15 protein-coding genes, 1 tRNA gene and 1 pseudogene are annotated in these 16,479 nt (G+C 62.1%); 11 read left to right on the top strand and 6 right to left on the bottom strand.

Features of this window, described 5'->3' with window-relative positions; genetic code table 11:
* Positions 1-33: 33 nt before the first annotated feature.
* Positions 34-1,524: an MDR family MFS transporter gene (locus CRO75_RS21360; RefSeq protein WP_172962986.1), complete on the top strand. Its 1,491-nt coding sequence runs from the start codon at positions 34-36 to the stop codon at positions 1,522-1,524.
* A gap of 126 nt (positions 1,525-1,650) precedes the next feature.
* On the opposite strand, the gene uvrB is transcribed toward CRO75_RS21360, so the two are convergent.
* Complete coding sequence (uvrB, locus tag CRO75_RS21355) at positions 1,651-3,666, bottom strand: excinuclease ABC subunit UvrB (protein ID WP_007923725.1); 2,016 nt, start codon at positions 3,664-3,666, stop codon at positions 1,651-1,653.
* A gap of 336 nt (positions 3,667-4,002) precedes the next feature.
* Here uvrB and CRO75_RS21350 point away from each other — a divergent pair, with 336 nt between their 5' ends.
* Together CRO75_RS21350 and CRO75_RS21345 are read left to right on the top strand one after the other, a co-directional pair.
* Positions 4,003-5,199 (top strand): amino acid aminotransferase, encoded by a 1,197-nt coding sequence (locus tag CRO75_RS21350; protein ID WP_097137980.1) that lies wholly within the window; start codon positions 4,003-4,005, stop codon positions 5,197-5,199.
* Between the two features lie 134 nt (positions 5,200-5,333).
* The gene (locus CRO75_RS21345; RefSeq protein WP_062823065.1) at positions 5,334-5,528 is read left to right on the top strand and encodes a hypothetical protein; all 195 of its coding nucleotides are present in this window, start codon (positions 5,334-5,336) and stop codon (positions 5,526-5,528) included.
* Positions 5,529-5,534: 6 nt separating this feature from the next.
* On the opposite strand, the gene CRO75_RS21340 is transcribed toward CRO75_RS21345, so the two are convergent.
* The gene (locus CRO75_RS21340) at positions 5,535-5,768 is read right to left on the bottom strand and encodes a hypothetical protein (RefSeq protein ID WP_097137978.1); all 234 of its coding nucleotides are present in this window, start codon (positions 5,766-5,768) and stop codon (positions 5,535-5,537) included.
* 270 nt (positions 5,769-6,038) lie between these two features.
* On the opposite strand from CRO75_RS21340, the gene CRO75_RS21335 reads away from it, so the two are divergent.
* The 3 genes from CRO75_RS21335 (at position 6,039) to CRO75_RS21330 (ending at position 7,848) form a co-directional block, all read left to right on the top strand.
* A tRNA-Asn gene (locus CRO75_RS21335) sits at positions 6,039-6,114 on the top strand.
* A 228-nt stretch (positions 6,115-6,342) separates the two neighbouring features.
* Positions 6,343-6,483, top strand: coding sequence for a hypothetical protein (locus CRO75_RS32875; protein WP_158539504.1), 141 nt, complete (start codon positions 6,343-6,345; stop codon positions 6,481-6,483).
* Positions 6,484-6,681: 198 nt separating this feature from the next.
* Positions 6,682-7,848 (top strand): MFS transporter, encoded by a 1,167-nt coding sequence (locus CRO75_RS21330; protein ID WP_345789170.1) that lies wholly within the window; start codon positions 6,682-6,684, stop codon positions 7,846-7,848.
* Between the two features lie 52 nt (positions 7,849-7,900).
* Here CRO75_RS21330 and CRO75_RS21325 read toward each other — a convergent pair whose 3' ends face one another.
* On the bottom strand, positions 7,901-9,439 hold the full coding sequence (locus tag CRO75_RS21325; protein WP_097137974.1) for a nucleobase:cation symporter-2 family protein: 1,539 nt from the start codon (positions 9,437-9,439) through the stop codon (positions 7,901-7,903).
* Between the two features lie 243 nt (positions 9,440-9,682).
* Here CRO75_RS21325 and CRO75_RS21320 point away from each other — a divergent pair, with 243 nt between their 5' ends.
* On the top strand, positions 9,683-10,102 hold the full coding sequence (locus CRO75_RS21320; RefSeq protein ID WP_097137972.1) for a hypothetical protein: 420 nt from the start codon (positions 9,683-9,685) through the stop codon (positions 10,100-10,102).
* 165 nt (positions 10,103-10,267) lie between these two features.
* Here CRO75_RS21320 and CRO75_RS21315 read toward each other — a convergent pair whose 3' ends face one another.
* Entirely contained in the window at positions 10,268-11,104 is an 837-nt protein-coding gene (locus CRO75_RS21315; protein WP_097137970.1) for an arylamine N-acetyltransferase, read from the bottom strand.
* Between the two features lie 188 nt (positions 11,105-11,292).
* Between CRO75_RS21315 and CRO75_RS21310 the strand changes: the two genes are divergently transcribed.
* Positions 11,293-11,862 (top strand): GNAT family protein, encoded by a 570-nt coding sequence (locus tag CRO75_RS21310; RefSeq protein ID WP_097137968.1) that lies wholly within the window; start codon positions 11,293-11,295, stop codon positions 11,860-11,862.
* A gap of 42 nt (positions 11,863-11,904) precedes the next feature.
* Here CRO75_RS21310 and CRO75_RS21305 read toward each other — a convergent pair whose 3' ends face one another.
* A complete protein-coding gene (locus CRO75_RS21305) occupies positions 11,905-13,467 on the bottom strand; it encodes a sensor domain-containing diguanylate cyclase (protein ID WP_097137966.1) in 1,563 nt (520 codons plus the stop codon).
* A 257-nt stretch (positions 13,468-13,724) separates the two neighbouring features.
* Here CRO75_RS21305 and CRO75_RS21300 point away from each other — a divergent pair, with 257 nt between their 5' ends.
* A complete protein-coding gene (locus CRO75_RS21300; protein WP_009043006.1) occupies positions 13,725-14,213 on the top strand; it encodes a hypothetical protein in 489 nt (162 codons plus the stop codon).
* Between the two features lie 51 nt (positions 14,214-14,264).
* Here the strand turns inward: CRO75_RS21300 and CRO75_RS21295 are convergent, their stop codons facing one another.
* Positions 14,265-15,119, bottom strand: coding sequence for a LysR family transcriptional regulator (locus CRO75_RS21295; protein WP_097137964.1), 855 nt, complete (start codon positions 15,117-15,119; stop codon positions 14,265-14,267).
* A gap of 94 nt (positions 15,120-15,213) precedes the next feature.
* On the opposite strand from CRO75_RS21295, the gene CRO75_RS21290 reads away from it, so the two are divergent.
* Positions 15,214-15,852, top strand: a complete 639-nt coding sequence (locus CRO75_RS21290; protein ID WP_097137962.1) for an NAD(P)H-dependent oxidoreductase — start codon at positions 15,214-15,216, stop codon at positions 15,850-15,852.
* A gap of 67 nt (positions 15,853-15,919) precedes the next feature.
* Positions 15,920-16,479, top strand: a pseudogene (locus CRO75_RS21285) (IS3 family transposase); the annotation flags it as partial.

The raw sequence follows: 16,479 nt of genomic DNA, 5'->3' as shown, positions 1-16,479 counted from the left end.
GTCGGCGAACCGACCCGGCGCGACTGGATCGCGGTGATGAGCGTGATGCTCGGCGCCTTCATGGCAGTGTTGGACATCCAGATTACCAACGCCTCGCTCAAGGACATCCAGGGCGCGCTGTCGGCGACCCTCGAAGAAGGCTCGTGGATCTCCACTTCCTACCTGGTGGCGGAGATCATCATGATCCCCCTCACCGCCTGGCTGGTGCAGCTGCTGTCGGCGCGGCGCCTGGCGGTCTGGGTGTCGGCGGGTTTCCTGATCGCCTCCCTGCTCTGCTCCATGGCCTGGAGCCTGGAAAGCATGATCGTGTTCCGCGCCCTGCAGGGTTTTACCGGCGGCGCGCTGATCCCGCTGGCGTTCACCCTGACCCTGATCAAGCTCCCCGAGCACCATCGCGCCAAGGGCATGGCCATGTTCGCCATGACCGCCACCTTCGCCCCGTCCATCGGCCCGACCCTGGGTGGCTGGCTCACGGAGCACTGGGGCTGGGAATACATCTTCTATATCAATATCCCGCCCGGCCTGATCATGATCGCCGGCCTGCTCTATGGTCTGGAGAAGAAGGAAGCCCATTGGGAGCTGCTGAAAAGCACCGACTATGCCGGCATTCTCACCCTGGGTGTCGGGCTCGGTTGCCTGCAGGTTTTTCTCGAGGAAGGTCACCGCAAGGACTGGCTGGAATCGAACCTGATCGTCAGCCTGGGCAGCATCGCCCTGCTGAGCCTGATCACCTTTGTCATTGTTCAGGTGTCCAAGCCCAACCCGCTGATCAACCTGGGCATCCTGCGTAACCGCAACTTCGGCCTGTCGAGCATTTCCAGCCTGGGCATGGGCGTCGGGCTGTACGGTTCCATCTATCTGCTGCCGCTGTACCTGGCGCAGATCCAGAACTACAACGCCTTGCAGATCGGCGAAGTGATCATGTGGATGGGGGTGCCGCAGCTGTTCCTGATTCCGCTGGTGCCGAAGCTGATGCAGTTCATCTCGCCCAAATGGCTGTGCACCCTGGGCTTTGGCCTGTTCGGCCTGGCGAGTTTTTCTTCGGGGGTGCTCAACCCGGACTTCGCCGGACCGCAGTTCAACCAGATCCAGATCATCCGCGCCCTGGGGCAGCCGTTGATCATGGTCACCATTTCTTTGATCGCCACCGCCTACATCCTGCCGCAGGACGCCGGCTCGGCCTCCAGCCTGTTCAACATCCTGCGCAACCTCGGCGGCGCGATCGGCATCGCCCTGCTCGCGACCCTGCTGGATGCGCGGACCAAGACTTACTTCGACTACCTGCGCGAATCCATAGTGCCGAGCAACCCGCAAGTGGCCGAACGCCTGGCGACCCTGGCCGAGAAGTTCGGCAGCGATACCGCCGCCCTCGGCAAACTCAGCGAAATCACCCACCAGCAGGCGCTGATCATGGCCTACAACGACGCCTTCCATTTTGTCGGGATCGCCCTGGGTGTCAGCATGCTGGCGATTCTGCTGACCAAGGCGCTGCCGGCCGGGATCAAGGCCGGGGAAGCGCACTGACTTGCCAGGGTAACCGCTGTAGCCGCTGCCGCAGGCTGCGATAGGTCCGAAGGACCTTCAGCGGTAGTGATACCGCCACGGCCGTACCGGCCGATCGCAGCCTTCGGCAGCGGCTACAGGTGAGGCTCAAACCGTCAGCAAACGCTCACGCAGCTTGCCGATTTCGTCGCGCATCTGCGCCGCGGCTTCGAACTCCAGGTCGCGGGCCAACTGGTACATCTTCTCTTCGAGCTGGCGAATGCGCTTGGTGATCTCGCTGGGCGAGCGCAGTTCGTTTTCGTAGCGGGCATTTTCCTCGGCTGCCTTGGCCATGCCTTTGCGCTTCTTGCTGCGCGAACCGGGCACGGTGGCGCCTTCCATGATGTCGGCGACATCCTTGAACACGCCTTTGGGGGTGATGCCATTGGCCAGGTTGAAGGCGATCTGCTTGTCGCGACGGCGCTCGGTCTCGCCGATCGCCCGCTCCATGGAACCGGTGATGCGGTCGGCGTAGAGAATCGCCCGGCCGTTGAGGTTACGCGCGGCACGGCCAATGGTCTGGATCAGCGAGCGCTCGGAGCGCAGGAAACCTTCCTTGTCCGCATCGAGAATCGCCACCAGCGACACTTCCGGCATGTCCAGGCCTTCGCGCAGCAGGTTGATCCCCACCAGCACATCGAAGGTGCCCAGGCGCAGGTCGCGGATGATCTCGACCCGCTCCACGGTGTCGATGTCCGAGTGCAGATAACGCACCCGCACACCGTGATCGGCGAGGTAATCGGTCAGGTCCTCGGCCATGCGCTTGGTCAGGGTGGTCACCAGGACCCGCTCTTCCACGGCCACGCGCTTGGTGATTTCCGACAGCAGGTCATCGACCTGGGTCAGCGCCGGACGTACTTCCACCTGCGGGTCGACCAGGCCGGTCGGGCGCACCACCTGCTCGACCACGCGGCCGGCATGCTCGGCTTCATAGTTGCCCGGCGTGGCCGAGACGAAGATGGTCTGCGGGCTGACCCCTTCCCACTCGTCGAAGCGCATCGGCCGGTTGTCCAGCGCCGAGGGCAGGCGGAAACCGTATTCCACCAGGGTTTCCTTGCGGGAGCGGTCGCCTTTGTACATGGCGCCGACCTGCGGCACGCTGACGTGGGACTCGTCGATCACCAGCAAGGCGTCCGCCGGCAAATAGTCATACAGGGTCGGCGGCGCCGCCCCGGCAGGCCGCCCGGACAGGTAGCGCGAGTAGTTTTCGATGCCGTTGCAGTAGCCCAGCTCGAGGATCATCTCCAGGTCGAAACGGGTGCGCTGCTCCAGGCGCTGGGCTTCCACCAGCTTGTTGTTGCTGCGCAGGTATTCCAAGCGCTCCTGCAACTCGACCTTGATCCCCTCGATGGCATCCAGCAGGGTTTCCCGCGGCGTCACGTAGTGGCTCTTGGGGTAGAAGGTGAAACGCGGCAGCTTGCGGATGACTTCGCCGGTCAGCGGGTCGAAGGCGGAAATGCTTTCCACCTCGTCATCGAACAGCTCGATGCGGATCGCTTCCAGGTCGGATTCCGCCGGGTAGATATCGATCACGTCGCCGCGCACCCGGAAGGTGGCGCGGGCAAAATCCATGTCGTTGCGGGTGTACTGCAGGTCGGCCAGGCGGCGCAGCAAGGCGCGCTGGTCGAGCTTGTCGCCGCGATCGACGTGCAACACCATCTTCAGATAGGTTTCCGGGCTGCCCAGGCCATAGATGCACGACACCGTGGTGACGATGATCGCGTCCTTGCGCTCCAGCAGCGCCTTGGTCGCCGACAGGCGCATCTGCTCGATATGGTCGTTGATCGAGGCATCTTTCTCGATAAAGGTGTCGGACGAAGGTACATAGGCTTCCGGCTGGTAGTAGTCGTAGTAGGAAACGAAGTACTCCACCGCGTTGTTCGGGAAGAACGCCTTGAACTCGCCGTACAACTGCGCGGCCAGGGTCTTGTTCGGCGCCAGCACCAGGGTCGGACGCTGTACCTGGGCGATCACGTTGGCGATGCTGAAGGTCTTGCCCGAGCCAGTCACACCGAGCAGCGTCTGGTGCGCCAGCCCGGCCTCGATGCCTTCGACCATCAGGCGGATGGCCTCCGGCTGGTCGCCGGCGGGCTGGAAGCGGGTGACTAGCTGGAATTCAGACATAACGTACCTCTGGGTTCACTCCAGCACGACACCGCCGCACAGGAACGAGAAAGACCACAAACGACGAGCGTCGCCGGGAAAATACTGGATTGTGCTGGATGTGGAGGCAAATTCCACAGCTTTCAAGGCAAAGGTCCCAGGGCCCTCTACGACTTTGACGTTGCAATAAGACTAACGGTCGAAAAATAAACCGAAAAACTTGCCGGAAAAGCCCTTTCAGCTGTCGCCGCGCGCAGTGATGTGCCTCTATACTAGCTCCCCGTTTGTGCACCGCTCTAGTGCATTCGGCTGGAGCGCGACACGTCCCTCCACACTCCATTCAGAGCCGCCGTAATAATGAGCCTGTTCTCCGCTGTCGAAATGGCACCACGCGATCCTATCCTGGGCCTCAACGAAGCATTCAACGCCGATACCCGTACCAACAAGGTCAACCTGGGGGTCGGTGTTTACTGCAACGAGGAGGGGCGAATTCCACTCCTGCGCGCCGTTGTCGAAGCCGAGACGATCCGCGCCGCTCAACATGCCTCCCGCGGCTACCTGCCGATCGACGGTATCGCCGCCTACGACCAGGCCGTGCAGAAGCTGCTGTTCGGCAACGACTCGCCGCTGCTGGCCGCCGGTCGCGTGGTCACCACCCAGGCCGTCGGCGGTACCGGCGCACTGAAGATCGGCGCCGACTTCCTCAAGCAGCTGCTGCCTGACGCGGTCGTGGCCATCAGCGACCCAAGCTGGGAGAACCACCGCGCGCTGTTCGAAACCGCCGGTTTCCCGGTGCAGAACTACCGCTACTACGACGCCGCCACCCACGACGTGAACCGCGCCGGCCTGCTGGAAGACCTGAATGCCCTGCCAGCCCAGTCGATCGTGGTCCTGCACGCCTGCTGCCACAACCCGACCGGCGTCGACCTGAGTCCGGAAGACTGGAAAAACGTGCTGCAGGTAATCAAGGCGAAAAACCTGGTGCCGTTCCTCGACATGGCCTACCAGGGCTTCGGTGACGGCATCGCCGAAGACGCCGCCGCCGTGCGCCTGTTCGCTGAATCGGGCCTGACCTTCTTCGTCTCCAGCTCGTTCTCCAAGTCGTTCTCGCTGTACGGCGAGCGCGTTGGCGCCCTGTCGATCGTCAGCGAATCGAAAGAAGAAAGCGCGCGCGTGCTGTCGCAGGTCAAACGCGTGATCCGCACCAACTACTCCAACCCGCCGACCCATGGTGCAAGCATCGTCGCCGCCGTGCTCAACAGCCCGGAACTGCGCGCCCAGTGGGAAGCCGAACTGGCCGAAATGCGCCTGCGGATCCGCGGCATGCGCCTGCAGATGGTCGACCTGCTGGCCAAGGGCGCGCCACAGCGCGACTTCAGCTTCGTGGCCCGTCAGCGCGGCATGTTCTCCTACTCCGGCCTGAGCGTCGAACAAGTGACGCGCCTGCGCAACGAGTTCGGCATCTACGCCCTGGACACCGGCCGCATCTGCGTGGCGGCGCTGAACCAGAACAACATCGACGTTGTGACCAAGGCCATCATCCAGGTGATCTGAGCCACGTGGGGTGAATGAAAAGGGGGAAGCCTTTGGGCTTCCCCCTTTTTTGTGGGTCGCCCTCGCCAGCCCGATGCCCACTAGACTGAATCCAGCTTGCCTTCTTCCCTATCGCTTCCCTATGGAGAATTCCCATGAGACACGACGACCTGCGAGCCGACCGCGACGAACTGGACCACTTCCCCCGCCCGCAGAAACGTGAAAGGAACCTGGTCCTGCAAATTGCCCTGGGGGTATTTCTCGGCGGCCTGGCGCTGTGGCTGGTGCAACTGGCCGCCACCTCGCTGGCCGCGAAGCTCATGCTGGGCACCTTCACTTTCGGCGGCTGAGAACGCTCAACCGGCCAGTTCAGCGCTGCGCTGGCTGGTGGCATCATCGAAGGCCACGTACAGCGACTCGGCGACCTGGCTCTTGATGGCCTTGGCGCTTTCCAGCCCAAGGACAAAACCTTCGGCCTTGCCACCCGCGCGGTTCAGTTCAGCGGCCGATCCGGCCTGGGTAATGGCATCCCACAGTTTCATGGCCTGGGGACCGACACCTTTGGGCAGGCTGATCTGCTCGATGCTCATAAAACCTCCTCAGGCAGAGGCGACAGGGCAAGCAGTGTGGCGGGTAAAAACTTGAACAGGGTCATGAGCGTTACCTTTTCGGCTGGAAGCCGGGAGCGCGTGAAACCACTGCCGGGGCGCCATGGTAGACCTGTGCCGCGATTCCGGTAACCGCCAACGGGCAAATAGCCGCGGATTGGCATAATGGCCAGAGTCGACCAGGCTCACTCAAGCGAAAAAATATTTGGAGAGGCTTGACTTCTCCTTCTTAATCAGTAAGATACGCCGCATTCCGCGATAGCTCAGTTGGTAGAGCAAGTGACTGTTAATCACTGGGTCCCTGGTTCGAGTCCAGGTCGTGGAGCCATCTTCCTACACTGATTGGCCAGCAACATTTCAAGGAGCGCCCTGCTCCTGCGGCGAATCAGTTCAGCGTCACCCTCCCCAAGATCGATTCAGTGCATGCCAGACCGGCATGCGGATACGCGTTTGCGCTGTGCCCGATTCCAGCCTGTCTCCGATTGCCTGTCTCCGATTGCCTGGCGCCAGCGCCTGAAGTAGGCTGTGCCCCTTCTCACGCTAGCCGTCACGACTCATGTTTTTCCCCGCACAGTTCCATCACAGCTTTCTCTCGATGAGCCCATCGCAGACCTTCGCGGTGTCGCAATCCGACTGCGCGATCAATCGACGCCGCCGCAGCGTGCTGTTCGCCTTCACCTTCTCCCCTCACGCCTGAACCCCATCGTTGCGCCTGAAGCCGGCGCGGACCTGATACAGCTGCCGCGCTTGTTCGCCGCGCACAGCCCCATCCGCCGCTTTGCACCGCAGAACCCCGGCCCGACCTACGCCCGCGTATGCCGAACCGCAACCCTGCCCGAGCAAAAGCGCCGCGCCACAACAAACCGTCTTTAAGCACCCGACCCATCGGGTGCAGGTGTCTTCCATGAATAAAACCCTGTTGGCCGCGCTAATCCTCGGCATCTCGATTGTCGGCCTGAGCATTGGCTCCACCGTGCCGGTCATTGCCTTGCGCCTGTACCAGGCCGGCGCCTCGAACACCCAGATCGGCATCATGTCGGCCCTTCCCGCCGCCGGCATGATGCTGTCGGCGTTCCTGGTGAACGGCCTGTGCCGGAAACTCAGCCGCCGGCAGATCTACCTGCTGTGTTTCAGCCTGTGCGCCCTCAGCATCGGCGCCCTGGAACTCCCCGGGATCAGCCTGACCGGCCTGGGGCTGGCGCGGATCGTCATGGGCTTCGGCGCCGGGCTGATCATCATTCTGGGAGAAACCTGGGTCAACGAGATGGCCGCGGACGCCGTGCGCGGCCGAGTGATCGCGGTCTACACCACCTGCTTCACTGTATTCCAGATGATCGGCCCCGGCCTGGTGGCCCTGCTCGGCACCGAGGGGCCGGCGGTGATCGCCACGGTCAGCACCGGTTACCTGCTGGCCATTGCGGTGATCTGGCTGACCCTGCCACGTCAGCGCCCCGTTTCTGAACACGCCGCAAACAAAAGCTTCTCGGTGCTGGGCTTTATCCGGGTGGCGCCGGCGCTGTGCGTGGGCATCCTGTTCTTCGCCTTCTTCGATACGGTGATTCTCTCGCTGTTTCCGGTCTACGCCGCGACTCACGGCTACGCCATCAAGCTCACGGCGCTGATGATCAGCATCATTCTGCTGGGGGATGCGGCGTTCCAGTTCCCCCTGGGCTGGCTGTCGGACAAGGCCGGGCGCGCCGCCATCTACCTGGGCTGCGGCGTGGTGTCGTTGCTGATCGGCCTGGGGCTGCCGCTGCTGATGAACTACCCAGCGCTGCTCTGGCCGAGCCTGGTGATACTCGGCGCGGCGGCCGGCGGGGTGTATACCCTGGCAATCATCCTGATCGGCCAGGAGTTCAACGGCCCTGACCTGGTCACGGCCAACGCCAGCGCGGGCTTGTTGTGGGGGATCGGCAGCCTGCTGGGCCCCTTGCTCAGCGGCGCAGCCATGAGCGGTGGCGCCCACGGCCTGCCCTTGACGCTGTCGGCGGCAGCCGCCGTGGTGGTGCTGTTCGCCTTGGCGCTGGTCCGCCAAAGGCTGCCGGAGCGGGTCGCAGAGTAGCTAGCCGGCCAGGCCTGGACTGATTGCGTCCAGCCTGGCGACTCGGCCGGCCCTAGACCTTGCTGGTTTCGACCGCGCCCGAGGCATGGGACGACGCCTGATGAGCAGCCGGAGCATGCTCGCCATGGGACGTATCCACCACCGGAATCTCGTTGCCCTCGGCATCGTACAGCTTGCCGCCGCTGAAATAGTCGCCCTCACGCAACGCTGCCAGGTCCTGGTAGCGCAGGGTGCGCTCGGACGCCACGGCAAACACCGATTGCTGGTCCGAGTTGCCCAGGGTGAAGTGGTTGAAGGTGAGGTTCAGCACAATGGCCATGATCGCCGACGAGCTGATGCCGGAATGGAAGATGGTGGCGAACCAGCTCGGGAAATGGTCATAGAAGGTCGGCGCGGCGATGGGAATCATGCCGAAGCCGATCGAGGTGGCAACGATGATCAGGTTGACGTTGTTGCGGTAGTCGACCTTGGACAGGGTCCGGATACCGCTGGCCGCCACGGTGCCGAACAGCACGATACCGGCACCGCCGAGCACCGAGGTCGGCACGGCGGCGATCACCCGCCCCATGAACGGCAACAGGCCAAGGATCACCAGGAACACCCCGCCGGTGGCCACCACATAACGGCTCTTGATCCCGGTCACTGCCACCAGCCCGACGTTCTGCGCGAAGGCGCTCTGGGTGAAGGAACCGAAGATCGGCGCGATCATGCTCGACAGCATGTCGGCGCGCAGACCGTTGCCCAGGCGCTTGGAGTCGACCTTGGTGTCGATGATCTCACCCACCGCGAGGATGTCGGCCGAGGTTTCCACCAGGGTCACCATGACCACGATGCACATCGACAGGATGGCGGCGAAATGGAAAGTCGGCATGCCGAAATGAAAGGGCGTCGGGAAGCCGAACATCGGCCCCTGGGCGACCATGGAGAAATCGGCCATGCCCAGGAACACCGCGATGATCGTCCCCACCACCATGGCCAGCAGGATCGACAGCCGCGAGATGGTCGCGCTACCGATCTTGCTCAGCAGCAACACCAAGATCAGGGTGATCGCCGCCAGGCCGATATTGGCCATGCTGCCGAAGTTTTCCGCATGGCTGTTGCCACCCATGGCCCAGCGCGCCGCCACTGGCATCAGGGTCAGGCCGATGGTGGTAATCACGATGCCCGTGACCAGCGGTGGAAAGAACTTGGTGATGCGCGAAAACACCGGAGTGATCAGCAGGCCAATCAGCGAGGCGGCGATCACCGCCCCGAGAATCGACTGGAAGCCCCCCTCGCCACCACTGCTGACAATCGCCACCATGGTCGCCACGCCCGAGAAGGACACGCCCTGGACCAGCGGCAACTGACAGCCGAAAAACGGCAGGCCGAGGGTTTGCAGGAGAGTCGCCAGACCGCCGGCGAACAGCGACGCCGCGATCAGCAGACCGATGTCCGCTGGCGCCAGGCCGGCGGCCTGGCCAACGATCAAAGGCACCGCAACGATACCGCCGTACATGGTCAAGACATGCTGCAGGCCGTAAGCCATATTCGCGCCAAGACCCAGGTTTTCATCTTCAGGCCGTTGCGGTGAAACAGAGGGCGTTTTCATGGTGGGGGGTTCCCTGGTTTTTGTTATGGGGCACACTGTATTCAACAGTCAGGACAAATGTCTATATAGTTGTATACACTTTATTCGGCGCCGCCCAACCTCAAAAACCAGCGAAACCTGATAGTCAGCCTCCGCCTTTTTCCCGCCGAACCCCGTCCCAGACTGCCACCCTGATAGAATCCCAGCCCCCCCCCGCGGCGCCCACACAGGTGGCGCCCTCCGTCCGCGCATGGAAGCGATCGAATGAATCATCTCTGGCATACCTTCCGCCTCGCCTATGGCAGCTTCCGCACGGTCGTGGCCTTGCAGGGTTTTGTCCTGGCCATGTATAGCGCCAGCTTCACCGACAGCCTGTGGCAAGGGTTCTGGGCTGGCCTGGGGACCTTTGCCCTGTTCGTCGCCGGCGGCGCGATATTCGGCTTTCTGCCCATGGCGCTGGTGTTTACCCCGCTGTACGCCCTGCTCTGCGCCAAAGGCCTCGCCAATTGGCTCAGCAGCCTGCTGCTGGGGCTGTCGATCGCCGGTGTACTTTGCCTTCACCCAGCCTTGCGCCTGCTGATGCCGCTCTGGCTGCTGGACAGTGCGTTGATTGCGCTGCTGACTCACTGGACGTATCGCCGGCAGCTGAGGGATGGTTATGAGCAGATGCCTTTATGGCGTTGACCTGGGCCGCCTCTTTACCCGGCATTCGCCAATCCCGCGCAGCCGGCTGGGCTACAGCGTATCCATGGGTTCCACGGAAACTTTCGTCGGTCGCCACGAAGCCTGGGCGGAGACCGACGATTTCTAGCTGGCCCTCGGGACCGAGGAGCCCTGAAGTCGAACCGATCAGGCCGGTTGCGGCAACGCGAGCAATTCGCCAAGAACCTCTCGCAGCCGTGGATGCTGCGGCACCCGAATGGCGAACTCGTTCTGCAACAGGGCAATCAGCTCGTCGGGGTCGCTGATCTGCCTCCGCTCGCTGTCCTGGCCCAAACGATGCACGGCGTAACTGCCGTTATTCAGGGTCCGGCGCAGGCCTTCGCCCATCAGCGCGACTTTCAACTGACCGAGAAACGGCGAGTCCTTGTGGGTCGAAACGAACCAGTTGCCCATCTCGTAATCCGCCGCTTCCTGCCGCTGTAGGTCGAACACATAAATCGCCCGCCATTCACCCGCGACCTTGGCGCGCAGGGTATAGCTGCCGTCACGCTCGGTGATGCAATAGGGCCCGTGGGGCGTGGGCTGCTCATCCTCGGTATCGAGCAGCAGCGGCGCGGTAGGCACCATGCCGCCAAAGCCGACATCCGAGACATAGCGCACGCCATCCAGGGTCAGCAACACCAAGCGATGAGTACGTGCCGGCCAGGCATCTTCCGGCCCGCCCATCACCACTCGCCCGGTAATGCCCCGCGCCTCGTAGCCCAGGTACTGCAACAGCACCTGGTACATCTGGTTGAGCTCGTAGCAGTAGCCACCACGGCCCTCATGCAGGACCTTGCGTTCCACCGAAGCCAGGTCGATCGGCACCGGCACGCGCAACAGGGTCGATAGGCTTTCGAAGGCGAAGGTACTGGTATGGCGCAACTGCAACTCGCGCAAGGTCGCCAGGGTCGGCGGCGGCGCGCTGTCGTAGCCGAGCCGTTGCAGGTAAAGCGCGAAATTCATCTGGTGGAGCTGACGCATGGGGTGGTCCTTATGCATGAGGTGTCGCGTATCGGCGCTATGTATAAGCCATTGAAGCCCCGAACCGATAATTGATTTGGCCAATATCCCTGCTCGAAACAACCCATGAATGGACCTTGCCAGGGCTTAGGTGTCTGCCTGTAATAGACGGCCGAAGCCCACTCCTTCACTGCTGGAAAAAAACTGCCATGGACATACTGGAAGGCCCGCGAATCCTCCTGCGACCGCTGCAACTCTCCGACGCCGACGCCCTGGTCAAGGCCGCCGAGGATGGCGAGCTGTGGAGGCTACCGTTCACCGTGGTGCCGTCCAGCGCGACGGTGGACGACTATCTGCAGATCGCCCTCAGCGGTCGCGACGCCGGTACTGTCCTGCCCTTCGCCACAGTCCTCAAGGCCAGCAACGAGGTGATCGGCTGCACCCGCTTCTGGAAGATCGACCGCAAGAACCGCAAGCTGGAAATCGGCAGCACCTGGATCGCCACACGCTGGCAGAAAACCTTCGTCAACACCGAAGCCAAGTACCTGATGCTGCGCCACGCCTTCGAGATGCTCGACTGTGTACGGGTGCAGTTCACCACCGACGAAATCAATGAAAAGTCGCGCAACGCCATTCTGCGCCTGGGAGCAAAACAGGAAGGCATCGTGCGCCATGAACGGATCATGCCCGATGGCCGCAAGCGCAACTCGGTGCGTTTCAGCATCATCGACGATGAATGGCCCGGCGTGAGGCAACATCTCGAACACAAGCTGGGCTAACCGGATCAGGACTGAGCGCCCAAAGGCACAGGCAACGAGTTGTCAGCGATCCGAGCGGGCCAACGGTTGGCTGACGCTCTCGATCGCCACCTGATTGCGCCCGGATTTCTTGGCCTGGTACAGCGCGGCATCGGCGTGTTCGAGGAACGCTTCGATGCTGTCGTGCCCGTTCGGCACGAAGCAGTAGCAACCCAGGCTGAGGGTGACTCGTCCAAAGGGCGAGCCGGTATGCGGGATATTTTTCTCCATGACGCCGCAGCGAATCTGCTCGGCCATGGCCAGCGCCCCGTGCATCTCGGTATCGGGCAACAGGACCACGAATTCCTCTCCGCCATAACGCACCGCCAGGTCGGCCTTGCGCTGACAGCAATCCCTCAGCACCTGCGCCACCTCGGCCAGGCACTGATCCCCGGCGACATGGCCGTAGGTGTCGTTGTAGCGCTTGAAGAAATCGATATCGAGCATGATCAGGCTCAGCGGGCTTGCCTGCCGCCCGCCGCGCCCGAACTCGGTCTCCAGCGCCCGCTCGAGCAGCCGGCGATTGGCCAGGCCGGTCAGACTGTCATGGGTCGCGATCACCTCCAGCGCCGCCTGCGCGGTCCGCAGGTCGGCCTCGATGCGTTCGCCGTTGCGCACCTGATGCACAAACACCCAGCCGAACAGACCGATCCCCAGAACTACCAGGGCGACAATGGCGCTGGACTGGTAGGCGCTGGCGTACCAGTCCTTGAGGACCGCATCCTTCGAGCTGGCCGCGCCCACCACCAGCGGGTAAGCCTCCAGTTGCCGATAGCCGTAGAGTCGCATCTTCCTGTCGACCAGCGAACGAATCATCGCAGTACCCGAAGAAGACTCAGGCAAGTACTTGCTGAAGATCTCCCCGCGCGCCAGGGATGCGCCGATCTGCCGCTCCTCCAGCGGACGCCGCGCCAGCAAAGTGCCGTCGGACAGGGCGAGGAACATGCTGCCGTTGTCATCGATGTCGAAGCCTTTGAAGAACCGGTCGAAATAGGCCAGCCGGATACCGGCCAGCAGCACGCCTTCGAAATTGCCCTGCTTGTCGTTCAGGCGCCGCGTCAGCGGAATGATCCACTCGCCGTTTTCCCGACTGCGGATCGCCGGCCCGACATGAGCCAGCAAGGAAGTATTCTGCTGATGAAAGCGGAAGTAGTCGCGATGGGCCACGCCTTCGCTGCGTGGCAAGCGCTCGAAGGAGGTGACCACCCATTGCCCCGCCCGGTCGAACAGGAACAGGCCATGCATCTGTTTGAGCGCCTGCGCCCTCTGCGCAAAGATCTTCTGCAGGAAAGGCTTCTGCTCAGGGCCATAACCATCCTTCTGAATCCAGTCGGCCAGGCTGGCCAGCACCAGGTCGGCCTCGATGAAGGTGTCCTCGGCCTGTTGCGCCATGGCCCGGGTCAGGTTCGACGAGGCGACCTGCGCCCGCGCCATATCGTAGTGATAGGACTGCGCCAGCTGCAGATAAAGCAGGCCGCACAGGCACAGGCAAACCATCGAAATGAATACCACCGCGGCCTTGAGCAGCGGAAGCCGTTTCAAGGTTCGATCGGAGGCATGGTGAGGGTCGTGAATCGGGATAGGCAAAGCATCATCCTGGCAGGGTAAGGCATCCAATGCAGCCGGGCCGGCCAATCCTAAGAGGTAATAGCGGACAATTCAGGGTGGCGCCGTCTGAAAATGTAGAGCATTTTTCTGATACTCATCAGGGATATATAAAAAACCCCCTGTCACAATACAAACATCGGCATCCAGCAGCGGGTCATGAATCGCTGGCCACCCTCCGCCAAGGTAAAGTACCTTCCGAAACTACACTTACCCTCACATCACGATAGGAAGTCGGAATGAGTAAGGTCGATGAACTCGCCGCAAGGCTGAAACAAAAACAGGACAGCTGGGCCAAGGAAGACATCTCGGCAGACAAGGCCATCGAGCTGTGGCCTGCACAGGTCTATGAGATGTACCACCAGGTCGAGACCTGGCTGACTCCACTTTCAGAGGTCGGGTTGAATATCCGCCGCGTCCCCACTCGCGTGTTCGAGAGCCACCCCTCTGGCGCCACCTTCAACTATGCCATCGACCAACTGCTGATCGAGGGCAACCATCAGAGCATCCTCCTCGACCCTATCGCCCGCTTCACCACGGGTGGCGCCGGGCGTGTCGAAATCCACGGCAAAGGCCCTGAACGCTACCTGCTGCGCAACGGCAGCGAACATGGAGAGGGGCACTGGCTGATCCAGACGGTTCCCGGCTCCGGTAAATCCAGGCCGGACCCGCTCGAACTCAATGAAGACACCTTGTTGTCCGTGATCCAGGAAGGCCTGGACCTCTGAACTCCGCTCAAGCGACTGCCCCTCGGGCAGTCGCACCGCTGAAGCCGACGGCTAGAGCCGCCGCGCCGCACAATACGCCACTATCACCTGGGACAACGCAGCCACTATGCCCTGATCGGCATCCTTGGCCGTGAACAGCCGAAACTCCGCGTCAGGCAGTACCGGCAAACCATGCTCCACCCCCAATACCGCAAGCCCTTGCCCCAACTGGCTGGTGGCTATCGGCGCCACCGCGAACCCGGACAGGGCCGCCGTGCGCAACGCCGCGGTGCTCGAGCAAAGCATTGCCGTGCGCTGGGCGATTCCCGCTTGCGCCAGATGCTGCAGGGCTACTGCCCGATAAGGGCATGGCTCGGGAAACAGCGCCAGTGGCAGCGGAGTCGGCAAGCGGCCGACCAGGTACGCGGAACTGGCCCATACCAACGGCTCCTGCCACAACAGCAGGCCCGGCTCACAGGTTTCACACAGCGAACCTATGACCACCTCAAGGCCGCCCTGCTGCATACGCTCCAGCAGCGTGCCGGGAATATTCACCTGTATATCGATTTCCATGCCCGGATACTGCGCCGCGAACTCCTGCAAAAGGCGCAGCAGGCGGGGCTCGACAAAGTCCTCGGACATGCCGATCCGCACCCGGCCGTGAAACGGCGAACGCGTCAGCTCGGCCCAGGCATCGCGATTCAAGGCAAGGATGGCTCGCGCATAGGCCATCAGGCGCTCGCCATCGGCAGTCAAGTGCTGGGAACGCGTGGTACGGGTCAGCAGCGGCTTGCCGACCTGCTCTTCCAGGCGTCGCAGATGCCCGCTGACCGCCGACTGCGTCAGGTGCAGCCGTCCGGCGGCACGGCTGAAGCCTTCCTCGTCCACCACCGTTACAAAGGTCTTGAGTAACAGAACATCGAACATATAAAGATAAGTGATCAATCAGCAATTTATTTACAATTTATATTCCGTAAATCGCTATGTTGCAATGTCGGTATTCCTCATCCGAGATGCCGTCATGACCCGCCTGTTGCATATCCAATGCTCCCCCCGCAAAGAGCGCTCCGCCTCGCAACAAATCGCCCGAGGTTTTATCGACCGCTATCAGACCCACCATCCACACACCGAAGTCAGCACCCTGGACCTGTGGAGCCTGGACCTGCCGGAATTCGACCAGCACGCCATGGACGCCAAGTACGCCGGCCTGCAAGGCATGGCCCTGTCCCCCGACCAGCAAGGCGCCTGGAACACCCTCGAAACCCTCGCCGCCCACCTGCACCACGCCGATCTGCTGGTACTTTCCGTCCCCCTGTGGAACTACAGCATCCCCTACAAGCTCAAGCACTTCATCGACCTGGTCACGCAGAAAGACATCCTCTTCAACTTCACCGCCGAACACGGCCTGCGCGGCCTGCTGCACAACAAAACCGCGGTCGTCGCCTACGCCCGCGGCCTCGACTTCTCGCCGCTATCCGACACGCCTGCGGAACGCTTCGACTTCCAGAAGCCCTACGTCGAGGCCTGGCTGAAGTTCGTCGGCGTCACCCAGGTCCACGCGCTGATCGTGGAAAAGACCATCCTGGGGCATGAGGTGGATCAAGTGGCGCGGCAAGAGGCCGGGAATCGGGCCAGGGAGTTGGCGGACAGCTTCAAGTGATTTAAATGCAGCAAACATTCGCCTCGCCATGCGGCTATCGAATCACACACAAAAGCGGGCGACCTAACGACTTCGGTTACGCAGTCGAGTCAATGAGCTGTTTACGCAGAGTCGAAGCGCCGCCGGGAGCCGCAGCATCGTGTCGATGATGCAGGAAGATGGCGAGCAAATCGGGCGGTTCAAGATGCGTAGCCTGATGCGGGAACTGGCGTTAGTCAGCAAACAACCTGGATCACATGTCTACAAACAGGCGACGGTTGAGCGGCCGGATATTCCGAATATCTTGAATCGAGCGCTTGAAGTGCCAGCACCCAACCAGGTCTGGTGTGGCGATATCACCTACATCTGGGCTCAAGGGAAATGGCATTACCTGGCTGTCGTGCTGGATCTCTGCGCGCGTCGAGTTGTGGGCTGGGCGCTGTCGAGCAAACCGGACGCGGACTTGGTGATCAAGGCGTTGGACATGGCTTACGAACAGCGTGGCAGACCTCAAGAACTGTTGTTTCACTCGGATCAGGGCTCGCAATACGGCAGTCGCCAGTTTCGCCAACGGCTCTGGCGTTACCGCATGCGCCAAAGCATGAGCCGTCGTGGAAACTGTTGGGATACTCAGTTCACTATGCTCAA

It is taken from the genome of Pseudomonas sp. LAMO17WK12:I10 (genome assembly GCF_900215185.1).
Lineage (GTDB): Bacteria > Pseudomonadota > Gammaproteobacteria > Pseudomonadales > Pseudomonadaceae > Aquipseudomonas > Aquipseudomonas chlororaphis.
This window is presented reverse-complemented; position numbering and strand designations above follow the sequence as displayed.

Coding starts and splice junctions, on each gene's coding strand:
- uvrB (WP_007923725.1), bottom strand. CDS start 3,666: ATGTCTGAATTCCAGCTAGTCACCCGCTTCCAGCCCGCCGGCGACCAG.
- CRO75_RS21350 (WP_097137980.1), top strand. CDS start 4,003: ATGAGCCTGTTCTCCGCTGTCGAAATGGCACCACGCGATCCTATCCTG.
- CRO75_RS21345 (WP_062823065.1), top strand. CDS start 5,334: ATGAGACACGACGACCTGCGAGCCGACCGCGACGAACTGGACCACTTC.
- CRO75_RS21340 (WP_097137978.1), bottom strand. CDS start 5,768: ATGAGCATCGAGCAGATCAGCCTGCCCAAAGGTGTCGGTCCCCAGGCC.
- CRO75_RS32875 (WP_158539504.1), top strand. CDS start 6,343: ATGTTTTTCCCCGCACAGTTCCATCACAGCTTTCTCTCGATGAGCCCA.
- CRO75_RS21325 (WP_097137974.1), bottom strand. CDS start 9,439: ATGAAAACGCCCTCTGTTTCACCGCAACGGCCTGAAGATGAAAACCTG.
- CRO75_RS21320 (WP_097137972.1), top strand. CDS start 9,683: ATGAATCATCTCTGGCATACCTTCCGCCTCGCCTATGGCAGCTTCCGC.
- CRO75_RS21315 (WP_097137970.1), bottom strand. CDS start 11,104: ATGCGTCAGCTCCACCAGATGAATTTCGCGCTTTACCTGCAACGGCTC.
- CRO75_RS21310 (WP_097137968.1), top strand. CDS start 11,293: ATGGACATACTGGAAGGCCCGCGAATCCTCCTGCGACCGCTGCAACTC.
- CRO75_RS21300 (WP_009043006.1), top strand. CDS start 13,725: ATGAGTAAGGTCGATGAACTCGCCGCAAGGCTGAAACAAAAACAGGAC.
- CRO75_RS21295 (WP_097137964.1), bottom strand. CDS start 15,119: ATGTTCGATGTTCTGTTACTCAAGACCTTTGTAACGGTGGTGGACGAG.
- CRO75_RS21290 (WP_097137962.1), top strand. CDS start 15,214: ATGACCCGCCTGTTGCATATCCAATGCTCCCCCCGCAAAGAGCGCTCC.